Raw genomic sequence first — 16,430 nt, 5'->3', positions numbered from 1 at the left:
GCTTAAGAAATAGAGTACTAAGATCTAAACCCTCTAAACGTGATAAAGAAGCAGGCAAAGATCTACCTCTTCTTGCTCAGTCAATTGTCGATGATCACAAGTCTGGCAAAGGTACATTCGAGGGTATTGAAGTTAGCTTTAGCTAACTCTTAAGTACATGGGCATGATTTTTTTGGCAGCTTTTGCTTAGAGAAGTGGCTCTAGTGATGGCTTTGTTACTATATTGGGCACTTTTGGGTGAAAAAATTTTTTTAAAATTAAATTAGATAAATATGAGCTTTTAGAGAGGTTTTGCGAGGAAATTTTAAAAAAAATTAAAAAATTTTTAAAAAAGTGCTTGCATGGTCAAAAAATTTCCTTATAATGCTGCGGCATGGAGAGCGGGAATAGCTCAGTTGGTAGAGCATAACCTTGCCATGGTTAGGGTCGCGAGTTCGAACCTCGTTTCCCGCTCCAGTACAAAATATATTTTCTTTATGCGGGAATAGCTCAGTTGGTAGAGCATAACCTTGCCATGGTTAGGGTCGCGAGTTCGAACCTCGTTTCCCGCTCCAAAGTGAATGTATAAGTTGCCTTACATATGCGGGAATAGCTCAGTTGGTAGAGCATAACCTTGCCATGGTTAGGGTCGCGAGTTCGAACCTCGTTTCCCGCTCCAATGTAAAGCAAAGAAACTATCTAATCTTGATGCGGGAATAGCTCAGTTGGTAGAGCATAACCTTGCCATGGTTAGGGTCGCGAGTTCGAACCTCGTTTCCCGCTCCAGATCAGTAAGTTTCAACAAATTGGGTGCTTTAGGCACCTTTTTTTGTTTATAGAGCTTTAAGACCTTAAATGGTCTTTTTTTGTATCTTTTGCATAGATACATCATAATAGAATAGATTCTCTAGCGCTCAAAATATACAAAGTTTGCCTTTAGGACTTGAAATTTTTTCTTGTTGACCCAATATATTAAAGCATGGATTGGTTTTAAGACGTTTAGTTCACGCTCTGCTACATATATAGTAGAGGGTGGGGCTGAATTTTTTCTTTTTAGCTTTCCGTTAAATTATCTTCTTTTCTTTGTTGCGCTAAGTTCTAGCTATTATAGAGTTTGTAAGATAGTTTTATATTGTCTTTGTATAAGCATAAGCTTGAGACTTAGTTATTTTTTTTAGAATGCCAAAGTGCTATATAATAGCCAGTGGTTTCCTCTAACAGTGTTAAGAAAAAATGTTCATTACATCAATCGTTACCAAGATCATTGGCAGTAGCAATCAGCGTACTATCAAACGCTTAAATAAAATCGTTAAACAAATTAATGCTCTTGAGCCTAAGTATGAAGCTTTAAAGGATGAGGAGTTTAAAGAGCTTACTCAAAACTTTAAAGATCAGATTGCACAAGGCGCTACCTTAGAGAGTATTTTGCCTGAAGTTTTCGCTGCAGTTCGTGAAGCTGCAAAGCGTACTCTTGGTTTACGCCCATTTGATGTACAGCTCATGGGTGGTATGGTTTTAAACTCTAACCAGATTGCAGAAATGAAAACTGGTGAAGGTAAAACCTTAACTGCTTTAATGCCTTGTTATTTGAATGCTTTATCAGGTAAAGGCGTACACGTTGTTACCGTAAACGACTATTTGGCTCGTCGTGATGCTGATTGGTCTCGTCCATTCTATTCCTTTATGGGCATGACTGTAGGCTGCAATGTTCCTGGCATGGATCCTGACTCTAAGAGAGAGGCTTATGCTTGTGATGTTACTTACGGTACTAATAACGAGTTTGGCTTCGATTATCTACGTGATAACATGGCCTACACCCCAGAGCAAAGAGTACAGCGTCCATTAAATTATGCCCTCGTTGATGAGGTGGACTCCGTTTTAATTGATGAAGCTCGTACCCCTTTAATTATTTCTGGTCAGGCAGAGGACAGTTCCGATCTTTATCGTAAGATTGACCAAATCATTCCTAAACTTGAGCTTCAAGAGAAAGAAGATACCGAAGATTACACAGGTGATGGACACTACACTGTAGATCTTAAATTACGTCAAGCTTATTTAACTGAGCGTGGTCAGCTTTATGTTGAGGATTTATTACGTGAGTTAGGCTTGCTTAAGGAAAATGACTCCTTATTCTACTCTTCTAACATTGTGCTCTTACACCACGTTATGGCTGCGCTACGTGCTCATGCTTTATTCAAGCGTGATGTTGACTATGTGGTTGCTAATGGTGAAGTAGTAATTATTGATGAGCACTCTGGTCGTAAGATGGAAGGCCGTCGCTGGTCTGATGGTTTACACCAAGCTGTTGAGGCTAAAGAGGGTGTGGCCATTAAGTCAGAGAACCAAACCTTAGCTACCATTACTTTCCAGAACTACTTCCGTATGTATGAGAAGTTAGCTGGTATGACTGGTACTGCTGATACTGAGGCTTATGAGTTCCAGCAGATTTATGGCTTAAATACTGTAGTACTTCCTACCAATAAGCCAATGATCCGTAACGATATGCCAGATCTTATCTACTTAACTGAAGATGAGAAGTATCACGCTATTTTAGCTGATATTAAGGATCGTATTGCTGAGGGTCGCCCAGTTCTTGTAGGTACTATCTCTATTGAGAATTCTGAAAAGTTAGCCAATCTCTTAACCAAAGCTAAGATCCCTCATCAGGTTTTAAATGCTAAGTTCCACGAAAAAGAAGCTCATATTGTTGCTCAGGCTGGTCGTCCAAGCACAGTAACCATTGCTACTAATATGGCTGGTCGTGGTACTGATATTATCCTTGGTGGTAACTTAAAGGCTGAGATTGAAGCTTTAGGCCCAGATGCCTCTCAAAGCGACATTGATCGTGTTACCGAACAATGGCAAAAGCGCCATGATGCTGTATTAGCCGCTGGTGGCTTACACATTATTGGCTCAGAGCGCCATGAATCCCGTCGTATTGATAACCAGTTACGTGGTCGTGCTGGTCGTCAAGGCGATCCTGGTTCATCACGTTTCTACTTGTCTATGGATGACAATTTGATGCGCTTATTCGGTTCTGACAAGCTTAAGAACTTTATGAAGCGCATGGGTATGGAAGATGGTCAGCCTTTAGAGCATAAGTTAGTAACTCGTGCCATTGAGTCTGCTCAGCGTAAGGTTGAGACCAGAAACTTCGATATTCGTAAGAGCTTGCTTGAGTTTGATGATGTTGCCAACCAACAGCGTAAGGTTATTTACGAAGAGCGTAATGCTTTATTAAATGGTGAGGATGTATCAGAGACTATTAGCAATATCCGTATTGATGTATTCAATAGCGTTATTGATGAGTACATTGAGCCAAACTCCTTACCAGAGTCATGGAAGCTTGAAGAGCTTGAGACTCGTTTACGTGAAGAGTTTGTGATTGCATGCCCTGTAAGAGAGTGGATTGCAGAGGATAGCAAGTTAGTTGAGCAAGATATTCGTGATCGCATCGTATCTGAGGCTCAAAAGCTTTACGACATCAAGTGCGAAGTAATTGGCCCTGAGAATCAGAAGCAGTTAGAAAAGGGCGTAATGCTTCAAACTATTGATATGTTATGGAAAGAGCACTTAGCTGCTATGGATTACATGCGTTTAGGTATTGGCCTTCAAGGTTATGCTCAGCGTAATCCAAAGAATGAGTATAAGATTCAATCTTTCAATTTATTCACCAAGTTACTTGAAAACATTAAGTATCAAGTAATTAAGATGCTCTCTCGTGTACAAATTCAAGTACGTCCAACTCCAGAGCAAGAAGAAGCTGCTGCTCAGGCTGCTGCTTTAGCTAACTCTAGCAAAGAGGACATTGCTAGCACCGCTGCCGCTGCTGAGGAGCTTATGAAGCCAAGCATTGGTCGCAATGATCCATGTCCTTGTGGCTCTGGCAAAAAGTATAAGGATTGCCACGGCAAGGCCGTATAGTAATTTGACAAAAAACTCGTAACTATAGTAAACGACAAATAGTTTTGTCTAAAGCCTATGTGATTCATAGACTTATCCAATATTGTTAAAGCAGTAATCACTAATTATTTATGTCGTTTACTATAAAACCGCTAAGCTTGATTAAAGTTTGGCGGTTTTTTTTATCCTAACTTTTTTGGTGCTGAGTTTTTAGCTAAAAAAGATTGAAAAAAATACAGAAAAATTTAACAAAAATTTGGCTTATTTATCGAATTTTGAACAATTTGTTAAAAAATTTCCAAAAAATATTAAAAATTTTTGTTGACACTGTAGGGCTTATTTGGTTTAATAAGCGCCGTTGCCCAGATAGCTCAGTCGGTAGAGCAAAGGATTGAAAATCCTTGTGTCCCTGGTTCGATTCCAGGTCTGGGCACCATTAAGAAATAAAATGGTGCTAAAAAACAATTCACCATTACCGATGCCCAGATAGCTCAGTCGGTAGAGCAAAGGATTGAAAATCCTTGTGTCCCTGGTTCGATTCCAGGTCTGGGCACCATCTTTTAACAGTAGCCTCGAGCTACTTTTTTTATGCCCAAAATTCCCACCTGGCATAATCACCCCAACCAACCCCTAAAAAGACTCGCAAGCCACCTATCTCAATCTTGGATCAGGTTTTCATTGCACTTTTTTCCATAGCAGCACTCAAAACCAATCGCTTTAATTGTATTTAGCGCACCCTCACCATTACTGCATATTCAGTCTAGCGCTTAAAGCTTAGCAGGCTGATGCTCTGCCTTTGTCTGTACCTTTGCTCATTCCTAATATTTGTATGTAGGGCGCTGGGCCATTAGCTCAGCGGGTAAGAGCGTGAGCCATGAGCCATGAACGCAGGCGCTATGCGCTGGGGCGCAGGGCGCAGGGCTCAGGGCCCGCAATGCAGAGCATAAGGGCTCAGCCCCAGCGCAAAACGTAGGGCCACCCACTTTGGCTCTAAGTGGTTAAGGGGTAAAGCCTACTGTTAAAGCCTACTGTTAAAGCCTAGCGTTACAGCTGCTAAGGCCTAAAGGTGCCATAAAAGCACTAGCACTTATAGGTTTGTGTATGGCGAAGCTCATAAGCGCCAGTAGAGGGCCATACTGCTGTGTGTATGGTTGCTTGCCTTGTTGGGGATAGGTTTCAGGTGCTCATTGATGCAATTGTGCCTAATAGAGCGCTGTAGAGCTAGATTGGCGCTATAGGTATGGCTGTTGGTGGCTACTAGGGCTGTGTTTGGTGCTCTAGTGGGCTAGATAGGGTGGCTATGCTGCTGTAAGGGGGTATAGGGCTGTTTGAGGCAGTGTCTTTGGGCTTGAGGTGGGGCTGATAAAGGAAAGATGGCAGGTTTGGGGCCATCTTTCCTGGAGAAATGTGGGGTAGGCTTAGGTGATGCCTTAGCTTAGGCCTTATTGAGCTTAATGAATTGGTCATTGTCGACTACGAGGCAGTCAATGTGAGCGGCGCTTGCTGCTTGAATGCCTGGCATACCATCTTCAATGACAATACATTGCTCTGGTGGAAGTTGCATTAACTCCATGGCCTTTAAATAGGTTTGAGGGTGTGGTTTGTGCTCAGTTACGTCATCGGCGCTAATAATAAAGTCAACCAAGTGTGAAATTTGGTGTATTTGTAAGATATCTACTACATTGATTCTTTGAGTGCCTGTGCCAATAGCAATTTTGGCTCCACGCTCTTTAGCCTCAGTAAGAACATTAAAGACTTTTTTGAACAAAGGAACTTGATTGATGTTGCTGCGGTAGAGTTCAACCTTGCGGGCAACAAAATCTTTCACTGACCCTACATTACAACCATGTTTTTGGAGATCTAAAACGATGTTGTAAGAAGAGCAGCCACCTCGGTCGTAAATAAATTGAGGATCAATAACGTAATCGTGCTCTTTAGCTACTTGTTGCCAGGCTTTGACATGGAAAGGCATAGAGTCAATTAAGGTGCCGTCTAGATCAAAAATAAAGCCTTGGTAAGGTGAAAAATCTACATTAATCATAAAAAACTCCTTTTAAACAAATTTTGCTCTTTGAATTGCTATTTAAATTTTAAAAAAATATGTTTTCGTTTGCTATTATTACTATGATGCTAACTGATCATTAGTGCTGTAGTAGGATAAGGATTATGAGTGAGATAGTATTATCGTGCGATACTGTCATTATTGGAGCTGGTAGTGCAGGTCTTGAGGCTTATAAAGTAGCCAGTGCCTCAGGAGCTCATTGTATTTTAGTTGAATCAGGTCCCCTTGGTACCAGCGCTAAACGCACGGGTGACACTCCTTTATCTTACTTGTCTGCTGCTGGTAGGCATTGCCATTCGTTAATGGAGCTTGATAAGTATGGCGTGGGTATGAGTTTTGACTTTGCCTTCGATACTGATCATGTGCTTAATACTTTAAGAGCAGTAAGAGCCAAAGACACTAGTGAGATCCTATCTTTTATTTACCGTATTCCAGAGAGTAATCGACTAATTGGTAGAGCTCGCCTTTTAGATGAGCATACCCTTATGGTTAATGAGAGCCATAAAGTAAACTTTAAGACAGCAGTAATTGCAACAGGCTCAGTTCCTGTAGTGCCTTATGAGCTTAGTCAGCATCAGGCCTCAGGCGGTATCTTTACTACTAATGACTTTTTTGATTTAGATCATTTGCCTAATTCTATGGCCATTTTTGGCTCTAATCGTGAGGGCTTACAGCTAGGACAAGCTCTTAGCTATTTAGGTGTTAAGGTCATCGTTTTTGGCAATCAAAATCTTTGGAATTTAACTGATGATTCTGTGGTATCAGCAGCGGTAGATGTTTTTAATGATCGTTTTGACTTGGTCTTAGACAGTTATATCACGGCTATTGAGCGCTATGATCGGGGCTATGGTATTTACTATTTAGAGTCCAATTATGAAAATCATTTAGAGGTTGAAACTATTCTAGCTTGCTCTATACGCTATCCAAAGCTCGATGGTTTACATTTACGAGAGCTAGGTATGTCGCTTGGACGTACAGGATGTATTAATGTTGATGAGCAAACCATGCAAACCTCCATTCCTCACATCTTTGCCGCAGGTGATGTGACCGCTCTTAATATGACTACTGCTAGTGCTAGGGCTCAAGGCATTGCAGCTGGTACTAATGCAGTTAATTATCCTAATCTCAAGAAATTTACTCAGCCTTTTAAGCTTAATATTTTAGCCACCGATCCTGAGCTTGCTATGGTGGGTATGACTTATGAAGAGGTTAAGCAAAGAGCTAAATCAGGGCAGTCTTTTGTTTCCTCTGAGATTAGACTTAATGATGGCTTCTTTAGAGTTACCCAAAATGAGGGTGGTCTGTTCAGAATGTATGTGGACGAGGCTAGCCATAAAATATTAGGTTCAGAAATTTGTATGCATGATGCCTCTCATATTGCCCATATGCTTGCTATGGCCATGTCTCAGGAGTTAACTGTAGAGCAAGTTGCAGCTTTGCCTTATTTCAATCCTTCATACGAATCAGTGCTTAAAAAAGCTTGTGAGCAAGCAACTAAAACTATTGAGCGCAAAGTAATAGGACTTTAATGCTTAAGACTAGCAAAATAAGCTAAGCTTAGTTATTATTGCTTCGCAATTAGCTTTGCTTAGGGTGAATCTTAAGTCTAATGATGGTTTGGTAGATATAGAGCTTTATTATGTTAAAAAAGATTGTATTAGCCTCCAATAATAGTGGTAAGGCCAGTGAGTTTGGCGAGATCCTTACCCCTCTTGGTGTTGAAGTTCATTTACAAAAGGAATTTAACGTACCTGAGGCCGAGGAAAATGGTCTGAGCTTTATTGAAAATGCCTTAATCAAAGCTCGTAATGCTGCTAAATATTCTAATTTGCCTTCCCTTGCTGATGACTCAGGGTTATGTGTCGATGCACTAAATGGTGCTCCTGGCATTTATTCAGCCCGTTACTGCGGTGAGTGGGGTAATGATAAGGGCAATAATGATAAATTATTAGAAGCCCTTAAAGATGTTCCTGTAGAAAAGAGAAGCGCACGTTATTTTGTAGCTTTAGCTTACGTTCGCTCATATGACGATCCTGTTCCTGTAGTGGTTACTGCCTCTTGGGAAGGTAGCATAGGTCTAAAGCCTATGGGTCAAAATGGCTTTGGCTATGATCCGTTATTTGTTGTTACAGGTCGTAATTGCACAGCTGCTCAAATTCCATATCAAATTAAGAATGTTATTTCTCATCGTGCTCGTGCCTTGTCTTTACTTGTAGCCGAGTTACACCGCTGTCACGATATTTAATTTTCAAAAAGAGAGCTCTAGTAGCTCTCTTATTTTTTAGGCAAATTACTCTAGAAGATTTTATTTAATGTCTCTTGCTAAGCAAATTTTAGTTAACCATTATGATGAGATTACAGCTCATCTTAGGCATGCTCAAGAATTAGCCTCTACTTTGCCTTTAACCCTTAATTTGGAGCCTCAAAGTCGCAAAGACTATCTTTTTTCCCATCACGATATAGCTTTATATATTCATTATCCTTTTTGCGTGCATAAATGCCCTTATTGTGATTTTGCCTCCTTGGCTCAAGGTGCTGATGTCGTTCGTGATGGGCAATATATAGATTTACTGATTAAAGAGTTTGAACTCAAAATCCCGCTGTTAAATGGCCGTAAGCTTATTTGTGTTTATATTGGTGGTGGCACACCTAGCCTTTGTGAGCCTAAGTTGTGGGGTCGTTTATTTGAAAAGATTGGCCCATATTTATCTGATGGGGCGGAAATTTCTTTAGAGGCTAATCCTGGCACCATAGACTTAGCTTTGCTCAAAGAGTTAAGAGCGGTGGGCTTTAATAGAATCAGTATTGGTGTTCAGAGTTTTAATGATCAAGCTCTCAAGCGCTTGGGCCGTATTCATAATGCAGAGGAGGCTATTAGTGCTTGTAAGAACGCTCAAAAGGCAGGATTTTATAATTATAATCTCGACATTATGCATGGTTTGCCTAGACAAGATGTCTCTTTAGCTCTTAGTGATCTAAAAACAGCCCTACAAATGGAAAGCACGCATTTATCTTGGTATGAGCTAACCTTAGAGGAAGGTACTGTTTTTGGTGACCATCCTCCTGTACTGCCAGATGAAGATGTTCTTTATGCTATTGAGCAGGAGGGCTTTTATTTATTAGAACAAGCAAATTTTGAGCATTACGAGGTTTCTGGCTATAACTTAGGTGGCAACTATCGTTGTATTCATAATCAAAACTATTGGCTTTATGGTGATTATTTAGGCATTGGAGCAGCGGCTCACCAGAAGGTTTCATTATTAGAAAAAACCTCTGAGGGGGACACCATGCGTATTTATCGTAGTGCTAATAGTGAAAACTATCTTGAGTATATGAACTCTTGTATGAAGGCCTATTCTAATTTAGAAGAAGGGGTACTAAGTAAAAACTTAGTAGCTCAAGAGGAAATAGCCTTTGAGTTCATGTTAAATCGTTTAAGATTATTTAACGATCAAGTAAGCTCTAAAGAGTATTTAATGCGCACTGGTATGCCGATTAATACTATAGAAAAAGAGCTTAAAAAGATTCAGGCACAGGGCTTAATTGAACTTGAAAATGATTTAAGTTTTTCTTTAAATGATCAAGGCAGATTAATGCTAAATGATGTTATTTCATATTTTTTGTGAAATAAGTAATAAAGTTTAATTTTGTCTAAGTTTGTAATAGCTAAGTAGCTTAAAATCATAATAGGCAAGGTTTAATTTTATTAATTGCATTCAAGCTCACGTGCTAAAGACTAACTCTCTGATATTTCAATCTGTCTTCCATATACAATAAGATAGACAATATTCTGGACTAAAGTACACCTAACAAGACAGGTGTAAGAATTTTAAACTCAAGCTTTAAGTAAGCTGACAGCTAGTAATCATAATCAGCCGTTGGGCTTAATTAGCTTTGCACAATAAGGATTAATATATGGCAAATGAAATGCAAACTAGCACAATGTTGCCTCAAGCTGGGCAAGTGTTTGCACAGTTACTAGAGCCCAAAAAAGCTCCTAAAGGTGACTTGCAAACTGACTTTAAGACAGCGCTGTACCTTTGTGCTGCTACCAAACACTACACCTTTGAAGAAGTTCTTTCTCAACGCAAGCTAGATATTCTTAGCTTTATGCTTTCATCTGTAGGTTTTAAAGGCTCAACCAGTAATATAGGTATTGAACAATACCTTGATACTATTCAAGAGTTACTTGATGATGGTGCTATTGAATATATTGGTGAAGGTGCTGGTTTTGTTGCTAGTGCTTTTAAAAAGGTTTCACAAGGTAAGGTAAGCTGCGCTCGTTCCAATATTTATGCACCGCCTGGTATGCAAGGAAGTGAGCTGCGCTTTACTGATGAAGAGGGCAATGTTTACCCATTATTTAGTAAGTATTTAACTATTCCTGGCGATGTGGTCAAAGTAGTTATTAATACTTTCTTAGGGGCAGCCTATGTGGTCAGCTTTGTGAAAATGCGTGCCTCTTTAATGGGTGATATGCCTGAAAACTCAGAGCAGATTTTCTTTAGAGAAAAAGGTTTTAACGCCTATGACATTCGCGTTACTAAAGATCACACCATTACCCCAGGTTCTTTGGTGGTAGCAGAAATTATTTCTCGTAAATCACCAAATATCCTTATTGTTAAAGCCCAGGAGCTTAAAGGCGATCGTGGTGTCTTAGACAATTTTATTGTTAAGGCTATTTTAGAGCATGATATTGCTAGTGCCTGGCCAGATACAGTAAAGCGCTCCATCAAGAACATTCCTAAAACAGTTAATCACGATGAACTCAAAGGACGTGTTGATTTACGTAACTTGCCTTTAGTTACTATCGATGGCGAGGATGCACGTGATTTTGACGATGCTGTTTACTGTACTATTGAGGATAACAAGTATCACCTTTACGTAGCTATTGCTGATGTTTCTTACTATGTAAGAACAGGTAGTGCTATTGATGCTGAGGCTTTAGAGCGTACTACCAGTGTGTATTTCCCTTACTTTGTAGTTCCTATGTTGCCAGAGGAGCTATCTAATGGTATTTGCTCTTTAAATCCTAATGTAGATCGCCTCTGTATGGTATGCGACATGATTATTTCTAAGGCAGGTAAGATAGAAAGTTATGACTTCTATCCTGCTGTTATGAATTCTCATGCCCGATTAACTTATACCGAAGTTCATACCATGATTACTGAGGGTAAAGCCATTTATCCTGAGCATGAACAATGTCTACCTTGGATTGATAATCTGTATAAGGTTTATCAGGCCTTAAGTAAGGCTAGCGATAACCGTGGTGTCTTTAAGTTTGAAAGTACCGAAGTACATTTCCTCTTTGATGAGCATTGGAAAGTGAAAGGCATGGAGCCTGATGAGACCACTGAGGCCAATCAGCTAATTGAGGAATGCATGATTGCAGCTAACGTATGTGCTGCTACCTTTGTTAAGGAAAATGGCTTCCAAACTTTATATCGTATCCATGATGTACCTTCTGAGGAAAAACTAGATCGCCTAAGAGCTATCTTATCCCTTCACGGTATTGATTTGCCTAATGGTTATGAGCCAACCCCTCAAGACTTTAGAAAGGTCTCTGATCAAGTAAGTAAATTGCCAGAGGGTGTGCATCAGGTCATTGCTCTACAATTGTTGCGCTCTATGTCTAAGGCTCAGTACAGCCCAGACAACATTGGTCACTTTGGCTTAGCGCTACAAAATTATTCACACTTTACCTCTCCAATTCGCCGCTATCCTGACTTGCAAATTCACCGAGTCATTAAGTACATCTTAGAGAAGAAGCAAAAGAGAGATTGGGGCAAAATTGGTTCTCAACAATATAGCCATGATGCTTTAGTTAAGCTAGGCACAGCCTGTACTAAAAATGAAATTCAGGCTGCTAACGCTGAGTACGATGTTGATAACTCCTTAAAGTGCGAGTACTTAAAGAACTTTATTAATGAAGTGGTAGATGGCACTGTATCAGCTATTACTGATAGGGGAATCTTTATTACGCTTAACGATTTCTTTATCGATGGCATGATTAAAGATATTTATACAGTGGACCATGGCAATATCAAAGGTTTTTCCATTGGTTCTCGTAAGGTCTATCATGAAGGTGATCAAATTAAGGTGCGTATTGCTGCTGTTAAGAGTGAAGCACGCTTAATTGATCTTTTACCTGTAGTAAATCCTCGCAAGAAAGATGTTTCTTTTGATATTCAAGAGGCTAAAGCTTACTTAAAGCAACAAGCATCTAGTGATCTTAAGGCTTCTAATGAGATTAAGACTAAGTTCTTAGACAGTATTAGTCACTTTACCCGTGGTGTAGCTGCTGATAATGACAATACTGCTACTAGAGCTCACTTAGACTATTCTATTAAGTCATCACTAAATATTGAGGATGATATGGAAGCTATCAATGAAAAGCCTGCCTCTAGCAAGAAGGCCGATAGCTCAGTACCAAATGCTACCAAGAGTAGCTCTAAGAAAGCTCCAGCTAAGAAAGCTGCTGCCAAGACTGCTACTAAAGCTACAGCTAAGGCAGAAACTAAAGCTGATGCTAAAGCTGAGGCTAAAGCCTCTAGTAAGAGCGCCAAAGAAACTAAAGAGCCAAGCAAGGCTGTAGTTTCAGAGGATGTCTCTGGTGGTACTGTCATTACAGTAAAGCGTAAGAGCAGTTCTAAGGGCACTAAAAAGACTACTGTTATTGCTCTTGAAAATGATGCTAAGAGCAAGGCAAAGAAAGAGGAGATTGATCCTTTATTGATTGATACTGCCTCTAGAATTGACGCTGATTTGGGCTCTGATAATAAAATTAAGAGCACCAAGAGCGCTAAGAGCGATAAAACCAGCGCTCCTAAAGTAACTAAGTCTGGCTCTAAGGGCTCAAAGTCTAATGCTAAGTCTAAGCAAGTATTAGATGATGAGGAAGTTACTCCAGTAGATTCAGGCTCTTTAACCGATAATCTCACCCTGGCAAAGGAGGTTAAGTTGGCTAAACCACAAACCAAGACTGCTAAGTCTAAAGCCAAGAGCGCACCTCAAGTTGATGAGGTAAAGGATCAAGCTGATCCAAAAGTAGCAGCTAAGCCTGCTGCTAAGAGCACATCCAAGGCTAAAGCAAGTGCTAAGGCTAAGGAAGTTGATACCAAGGCCTCCACAAAGGTCAAGGCTGAGTCCCCAGTAGAGGTTAAAGAGGCAGCTGCTAAAACTTCTGCAAAGAAAGCCTCAACCAAGGCTCCTGCTAAGGCCGCTCCAAAGAGCAAGGCCAAGGCCAAAGCTGAGGTCGAGCCTGCTGTTGAATCTAAGGTAGAACCTAAGGCTGAACCAGCCAAGGCTCCAGCAAAGAGCACCGCCAAAAAGGCATCTCCAGCCAAGGCCGCTACCAAGGCATCTCCAGCCAAGGCAGCTACCGCAGCCTCTGCTAAGGCCGCTCCAGCCAAAGCAACTGCTACTAAGAGCGCAGCCAAGACTGCCGCTAAGAGCGCAGCCACTGCTGAGGCTAAGTCCAAGGTTGAGGAGGTTAAGGAAGAGGTTGCTAAGGCACCAGCAAAAGCTGCTGCCAAGAAGACTACTAAGGCTCCAGCTAAAGCTGCTGCTAAGAAAGAGCCAGCCGTAGCTGAAACTCCAGCTGTTGCTGAACCTGCCGCTAAGGCCAAGGCTCCTGCTAAGGCAACTGCCACTAAGAGCGCCTCTAGCGCCAAGACCTCAGCTAAGGCTGAGGTAAAGGAAGAGGCTAAAGCTCCTGCTAAGGCCCCAGCCAAGGCTGCTGCCAAGAAGGCTACTACTGCTAAGAAGGAGCCTGCTAAGAGTGAGGTTACTGAGGTTAAGGCAACTAAGGCCAAGGCCGAGCCTAAGGTTGCTACCAAGGCTAAGGCTGAACCTAAGGCTAAGGCTCCTGCTAAGAGCACCGCTAAAGCAGCTACTAAGAGTGTAGCTAAGAAGGCTACTACTACAGCCTCTAAGGCTGCTGAGGCTAAGGCTCCAGCCAAGGCTCCTGCTAAGAAAGCTGCTGCTAAAAAGGCTCCAGCAAAGAGCAAGGCTAAGGATGAGGCTTAATGGAGTGCTATTTGGCAAAAGCTAAATTGTTGTTGTCAATTAAAACTCGTTAAGTGATATATTAGGGGCGGGCGCAGCCTGCTCCTTTTAAAGAATTTTTATAAGGGGTTAGGTGCTCAGGGCAATTAACCCCTTTATTGTGCGTAAAAACAGGAAATTATTAATGCAAGTGCAAAAGAAGAGTCGTAGTCGCGAAATTGTTTATGGCATCAACTCTGTAGAGCAGGCTATTGAAACTAGCCCAGATAAGATCTTATCTGCCTGGGTAGTTAAGGGCCGTGAAGATGATAAGCGTATTAAGAAAATCATTAATGAGTTATCTATATACGGTATTGTGGCTCAAAGCGCTATGCGTCACTTCATTGATGAGAAGACTGATAATGGTGTACATCAGGGCATTGTTATTGAAATGAAGTCTACTCCTCCTAAGAATGAGCATGATTTAGCCGACTTTTTAGATGACCTCAATGCTAAAAAAGAGCTTCCTTTCTTATTAATCTTAGATGGCATTACTGATCCTAGAAATTTAGGTGCTGCTATGCGTTCAGTATGGGCCGCAGGTGCTCATGCCGTGATTGTTCCAAAGGATAAAACAGCTCCATTCAATCCTGCTGCTCGTAAAACAGCATCTGGTGCTGCCAGTGAAATTCCTTTATTTGCTGTTACCAATTTGGCTCGAGTATTAGATGATTTAGCTGATAGAGACATCAAAATTATTGGCATGGATGGCGAAGCTACCAATAGTATTTATGAGACCAATTTAACTGGTGCTCTAGCTATTGTGATGGGCTCTGAGGAGTCAGGTATGCGCCGCTTAACCCGTGAAAAGTGCACTGATATTACTAAGATCCCTATGGCTCAAGGTGTTGAGAGCTTAAATGTTTCTGTAGCTGCTGGTATTGCTCTTTTTGAGGCAGTAAGACAGCGCTCATTGAGCTAATTTTTCTTTAAAGCATTATGAAAAACAACCACTTAGCTTGTACAAGTTAGGTGGTTTTTTATTTTGAGTGCTTTTTATTAAAAAAATGGCTTATTTTTCTGTGATAGAGCTTGCAAAATTTCCATATTAAGGTAGAATACAACGCACTTCAGTCGCGTTGACATACCAGTGGTTGGATGTCACGTAAGCTTCCTTGTCTAAAATACGACTGAAATTTTAGACTTTTACCGTAAGGGGCATTTCATGCGTCACTACGAAATCATTTTCCTGGTTCACCCAGATCAGTCCGATCAGGTTCCAGGCATGATCGACCGTTATAAGGGCGAGATCGAGAAGACTGGCGGCAAGATTCACCGTCTTGAGGATTGGGGCCGTCGTCAATTAGCTTACCCTATCTTAAAGCTTCACAAGGCTCACTACGTTTTAATGAACGTTGAGGCTGAGCAAGAGGCTATCGACAGCATTGAGAACAATTTCCGTTTCAACGACGCTGTTATCCGTAATTTAGTCATCCGCACTTCTGGCCCTGTAACCGAGCCATCTCCAATGATGAAGGCTCGCGAGGATCGTCGTGCTGCCCGTGAAGACAACGACACCCGTCGTCAACGTAACGACCGTGATGAGTCTTCTGAGGCTGACGTTTCCGCTCAAGAAGCCTAATTTGGAGGACTAGAATAATGGCTCGTTATTTCCATCGTCGTAAGTTCTGCCGTTTCACCGCTGAGGGTGTAACCGAGATCGATTACAAGGATGTAGCCCTTTTACGTAACTATGTTACCGAGTCTGGTAAGATCGTTCCAAGCCGTATCACTGGTACTAGTGCAAAGTATCAGCGTCAGCTCGCTACTGCTATCAAGCGTGCTCGCTTCTTAGCCCTTTTACCTTACACCGATCTTCACAGCCGTTAATTGTTAATCACTGCCTCAATTTTATTGAGACAATAACTTTTAGGCGAAGCAAGATTTAAAGGAATTTTCTAATGGAAATTATTCTTCTCGATAAGATCGCTCACTTAGGCGGTCTTGGTGACAAGGTAAAAGTTCGTAACGGCTATGCTCGTAACTTCTTGTTACCACAAAAGAAGGCTGTTTTAGCTACTGAAGAGAACTTAAAGAAGTTCGAAGCTGAGCGTGTATTATACGCTGCTAAGATTGCTGCTGAATTAGAGGCTGCTCAAGCCCGTGCTAATAAGATCGAAGAGTTAGGCTCTATCACCATCGCTTCTAATGCTGGTGACGAGGGTAAGTTATTCGGTTCTATCGGTACCCGCGACATCTCTGAGGCTTTAACTGCCGCTGGCGTTGAGGCTCACAAGAGCGAAGTTCGTATGCCAGAGGGTGTAATCCGCTCTATCGGTGAGTACGAGATTGCTCTTCAGTTACACGCTGATGTTAAGACTGCTATTAAGGTAGTTGTTGTTCCAGCTAAGTAATTTTTAAATTACTTTATATGGAAAAAATAGGGCAGGTTTATCCTGCCTTATTTTTTTCCACCTGTACGGACGACGAATTAACTTTT

General features: G+C 41.2%; 10 protein-coding genes and 6 tRNA genes. 15 read left to right on the top strand and 1 reads right to left on the bottom strand.

Translation table 11 applies throughout. The annotated features are described in order from the left end of the window. The first annotated feature begins 380 nt into the window (after positions 1 to 380). The 7 genes from MXE38_RS05335 to MXE38_RS05305 all read left to right on the top strand — a co-directional run bounded on the left by MXE38_RS05335 (position 381) and on the right by MXE38_RS05305 (position 4,438). A tRNA-Gly gene (locus MXE38_RS05335) sits at positions 381 to 456 on the top strand. 22 nt (positions 457 to 478) lie between these two features. Then, positions 479 to 554: transfer RNA gene (locus tag MXE38_RS05330), tRNA-Gly, on the top strand. A gap of 28 nt (positions 555 to 582) precedes the next feature. Next, a tRNA-Gly gene (locus MXE38_RS05325) sits at positions 583 to 658 on the top strand. A gap of 31 nt (positions 659 to 689) precedes the next feature. Then, positions 690 to 765 (top strand) — tRNA-Gly (locus MXE38_RS05320). A gap of 447 nt (positions 766 to 1,212) precedes the next feature. Then, positions 1,213 to 3,903 carry a preprotein translocase subunit SecA gene (gene secA, locus MXE38_RS05315; RefSeq protein ID WP_246912940.1) on the top strand — a complete coding sequence of 897 codons (2,691 nt, stop codon included), beginning with the start codon at positions 1,213 to 1,215 and terminating at the stop codon, positions 3,901 to 3,903. 339 nt (positions 3,904 to 4,242) lie between these two features. Next, positions 4,243 to 4,318, top strand: a tRNA-Phe gene (locus MXE38_RS05310). Positions 4,319 to 4,362: 44 nt separating this feature from the next. Further along, positions 4,363 to 4,438: transfer RNA gene (locus tag MXE38_RS05305), tRNA-Phe, on the top strand. Positions 4,439 to 5,317: 879 nt separating this feature from the next. Here MXE38_RS05305 and MXE38_RS05300 read toward each other — a convergent pair. Continuing rightward, positions 5,318 to 5,923, bottom strand: coding sequence for an HAD-IA family hydrolase (locus MXE38_RS05300; protein ID WP_246912939.1), 606 nt, complete (start codon positions 5,921 to 5,923; stop codon positions 5,318 to 5,320). Between the two features lie 125 nt (positions 5,924 to 6,048). On the opposite strand from MXE38_RS05300, the gene MXE38_RS05295 reads away from it, so the two are divergent. From MXE38_RS05295 to rplI, 8 genes are all read left to right on the top strand, one after another. Then, on the top strand, positions 6,049 to 7,473 hold the full coding sequence (locus MXE38_RS05295) for an FAD-dependent oxidoreductase (RefSeq protein ID WP_246912937.1): 1,425 nt from the start codon (positions 6,049 to 6,051) through the stop codon (positions 7,471 to 7,473). A gap of 110 nt (positions 7,474 to 7,583) precedes the next feature. Further along, positions 7,584 to 8,189: an RdgB/HAM1 family non-canonical purine NTP pyrophosphatase gene (gene rdgB / locus MXE38_RS05290; protein WP_246912935.1), complete on the top strand. Its 606-nt coding sequence runs from the start codon at positions 7,584 to 7,586 to the stop codon at positions 8,187 to 8,189. Between the two features lie 67 nt (positions 8,190 to 8,256). After that, positions 8,257 to 9,570, top strand: a complete 1,314-nt coding sequence (gene hemW, locus MXE38_RS05285) for a radical SAM family heme chaperone HemW (protein ID WP_246912933.1) — start codon at positions 8,257 to 8,259, stop codon at positions 9,568 to 9,570. Between the two features lie 289 nt (positions 9,571 to 9,859). Beyond that, positions 9,860 to 13,972 (top strand): VacB/RNase II family 3'-5' exoribonuclease, encoded by a 4,113-nt coding sequence (locus MXE38_RS05280; RefSeq protein ID WP_246912931.1) that lies wholly within the window; start codon positions 9,860 to 9,862, stop codon positions 13,970 to 13,972. A gap of 163 nt (positions 13,973 to 14,135) precedes the next feature. Then, positions 14,136 to 14,912, top strand: a complete 777-nt coding sequence (gene rlmB / locus MXE38_RS05275; RefSeq protein WP_246912929.1) for a 23S rRNA (guanosine(2251)-2'-O)-methyltransferase RlmB — start codon at positions 14,136 to 14,138, stop codon at positions 14,910 to 14,912. 243 nt (positions 14,913 to 15,155) lie between these two features. After that, entirely contained in the window at positions 15,156 to 15,572 is a 417-nt protein-coding gene (gene rpsF, locus MXE38_RS05270; RefSeq protein WP_246912927.1) for a 30S ribosomal protein S6, read from the top strand. Positions 15,573 to 15,589: 17 nt separating this feature from the next. Then, positions 15,590 to 15,820 carry a 30S ribosomal protein S18 gene (gene rpsR / locus MXE38_RS05265; RefSeq protein ID WP_246912924.1) on the top strand — a complete coding sequence of 77 codons (231 nt, stop codon included), beginning with the start codon at positions 15,590 to 15,592 and terminating at the stop codon, positions 15,818 to 15,820. A 71-nt stretch (positions 15,821 to 15,891) separates the two neighbouring features. After that, positions 15,892 to 16,344: a 50S ribosomal protein L9 gene (gene rplI / locus MXE38_RS05260; RefSeq protein WP_246912922.1), complete on the top strand. Its 453-nt coding sequence runs from the start codon at positions 15,892 to 15,894 to the stop codon at positions 16,342 to 16,344. Positions 16,345 to 16,430 lie beyond the last annotated feature (86 nt).

Origin of the sequence: Anaerobiospirillum sp. NML120448 (assembly GCF_023050945.1) — a bacterium.
In the GTDB taxonomy this organism is placed as follows: domain Bacteria; phylum Pseudomonadota; class Gammaproteobacteria; order Enterobacterales; family Succinivibrionaceae; genus Anaerobiospirillum.
The sequence above is the reverse complement of the archived record's forward strand: the minus strand, read 5'-3'. Positions and strand labels throughout refer to the sequence as shown.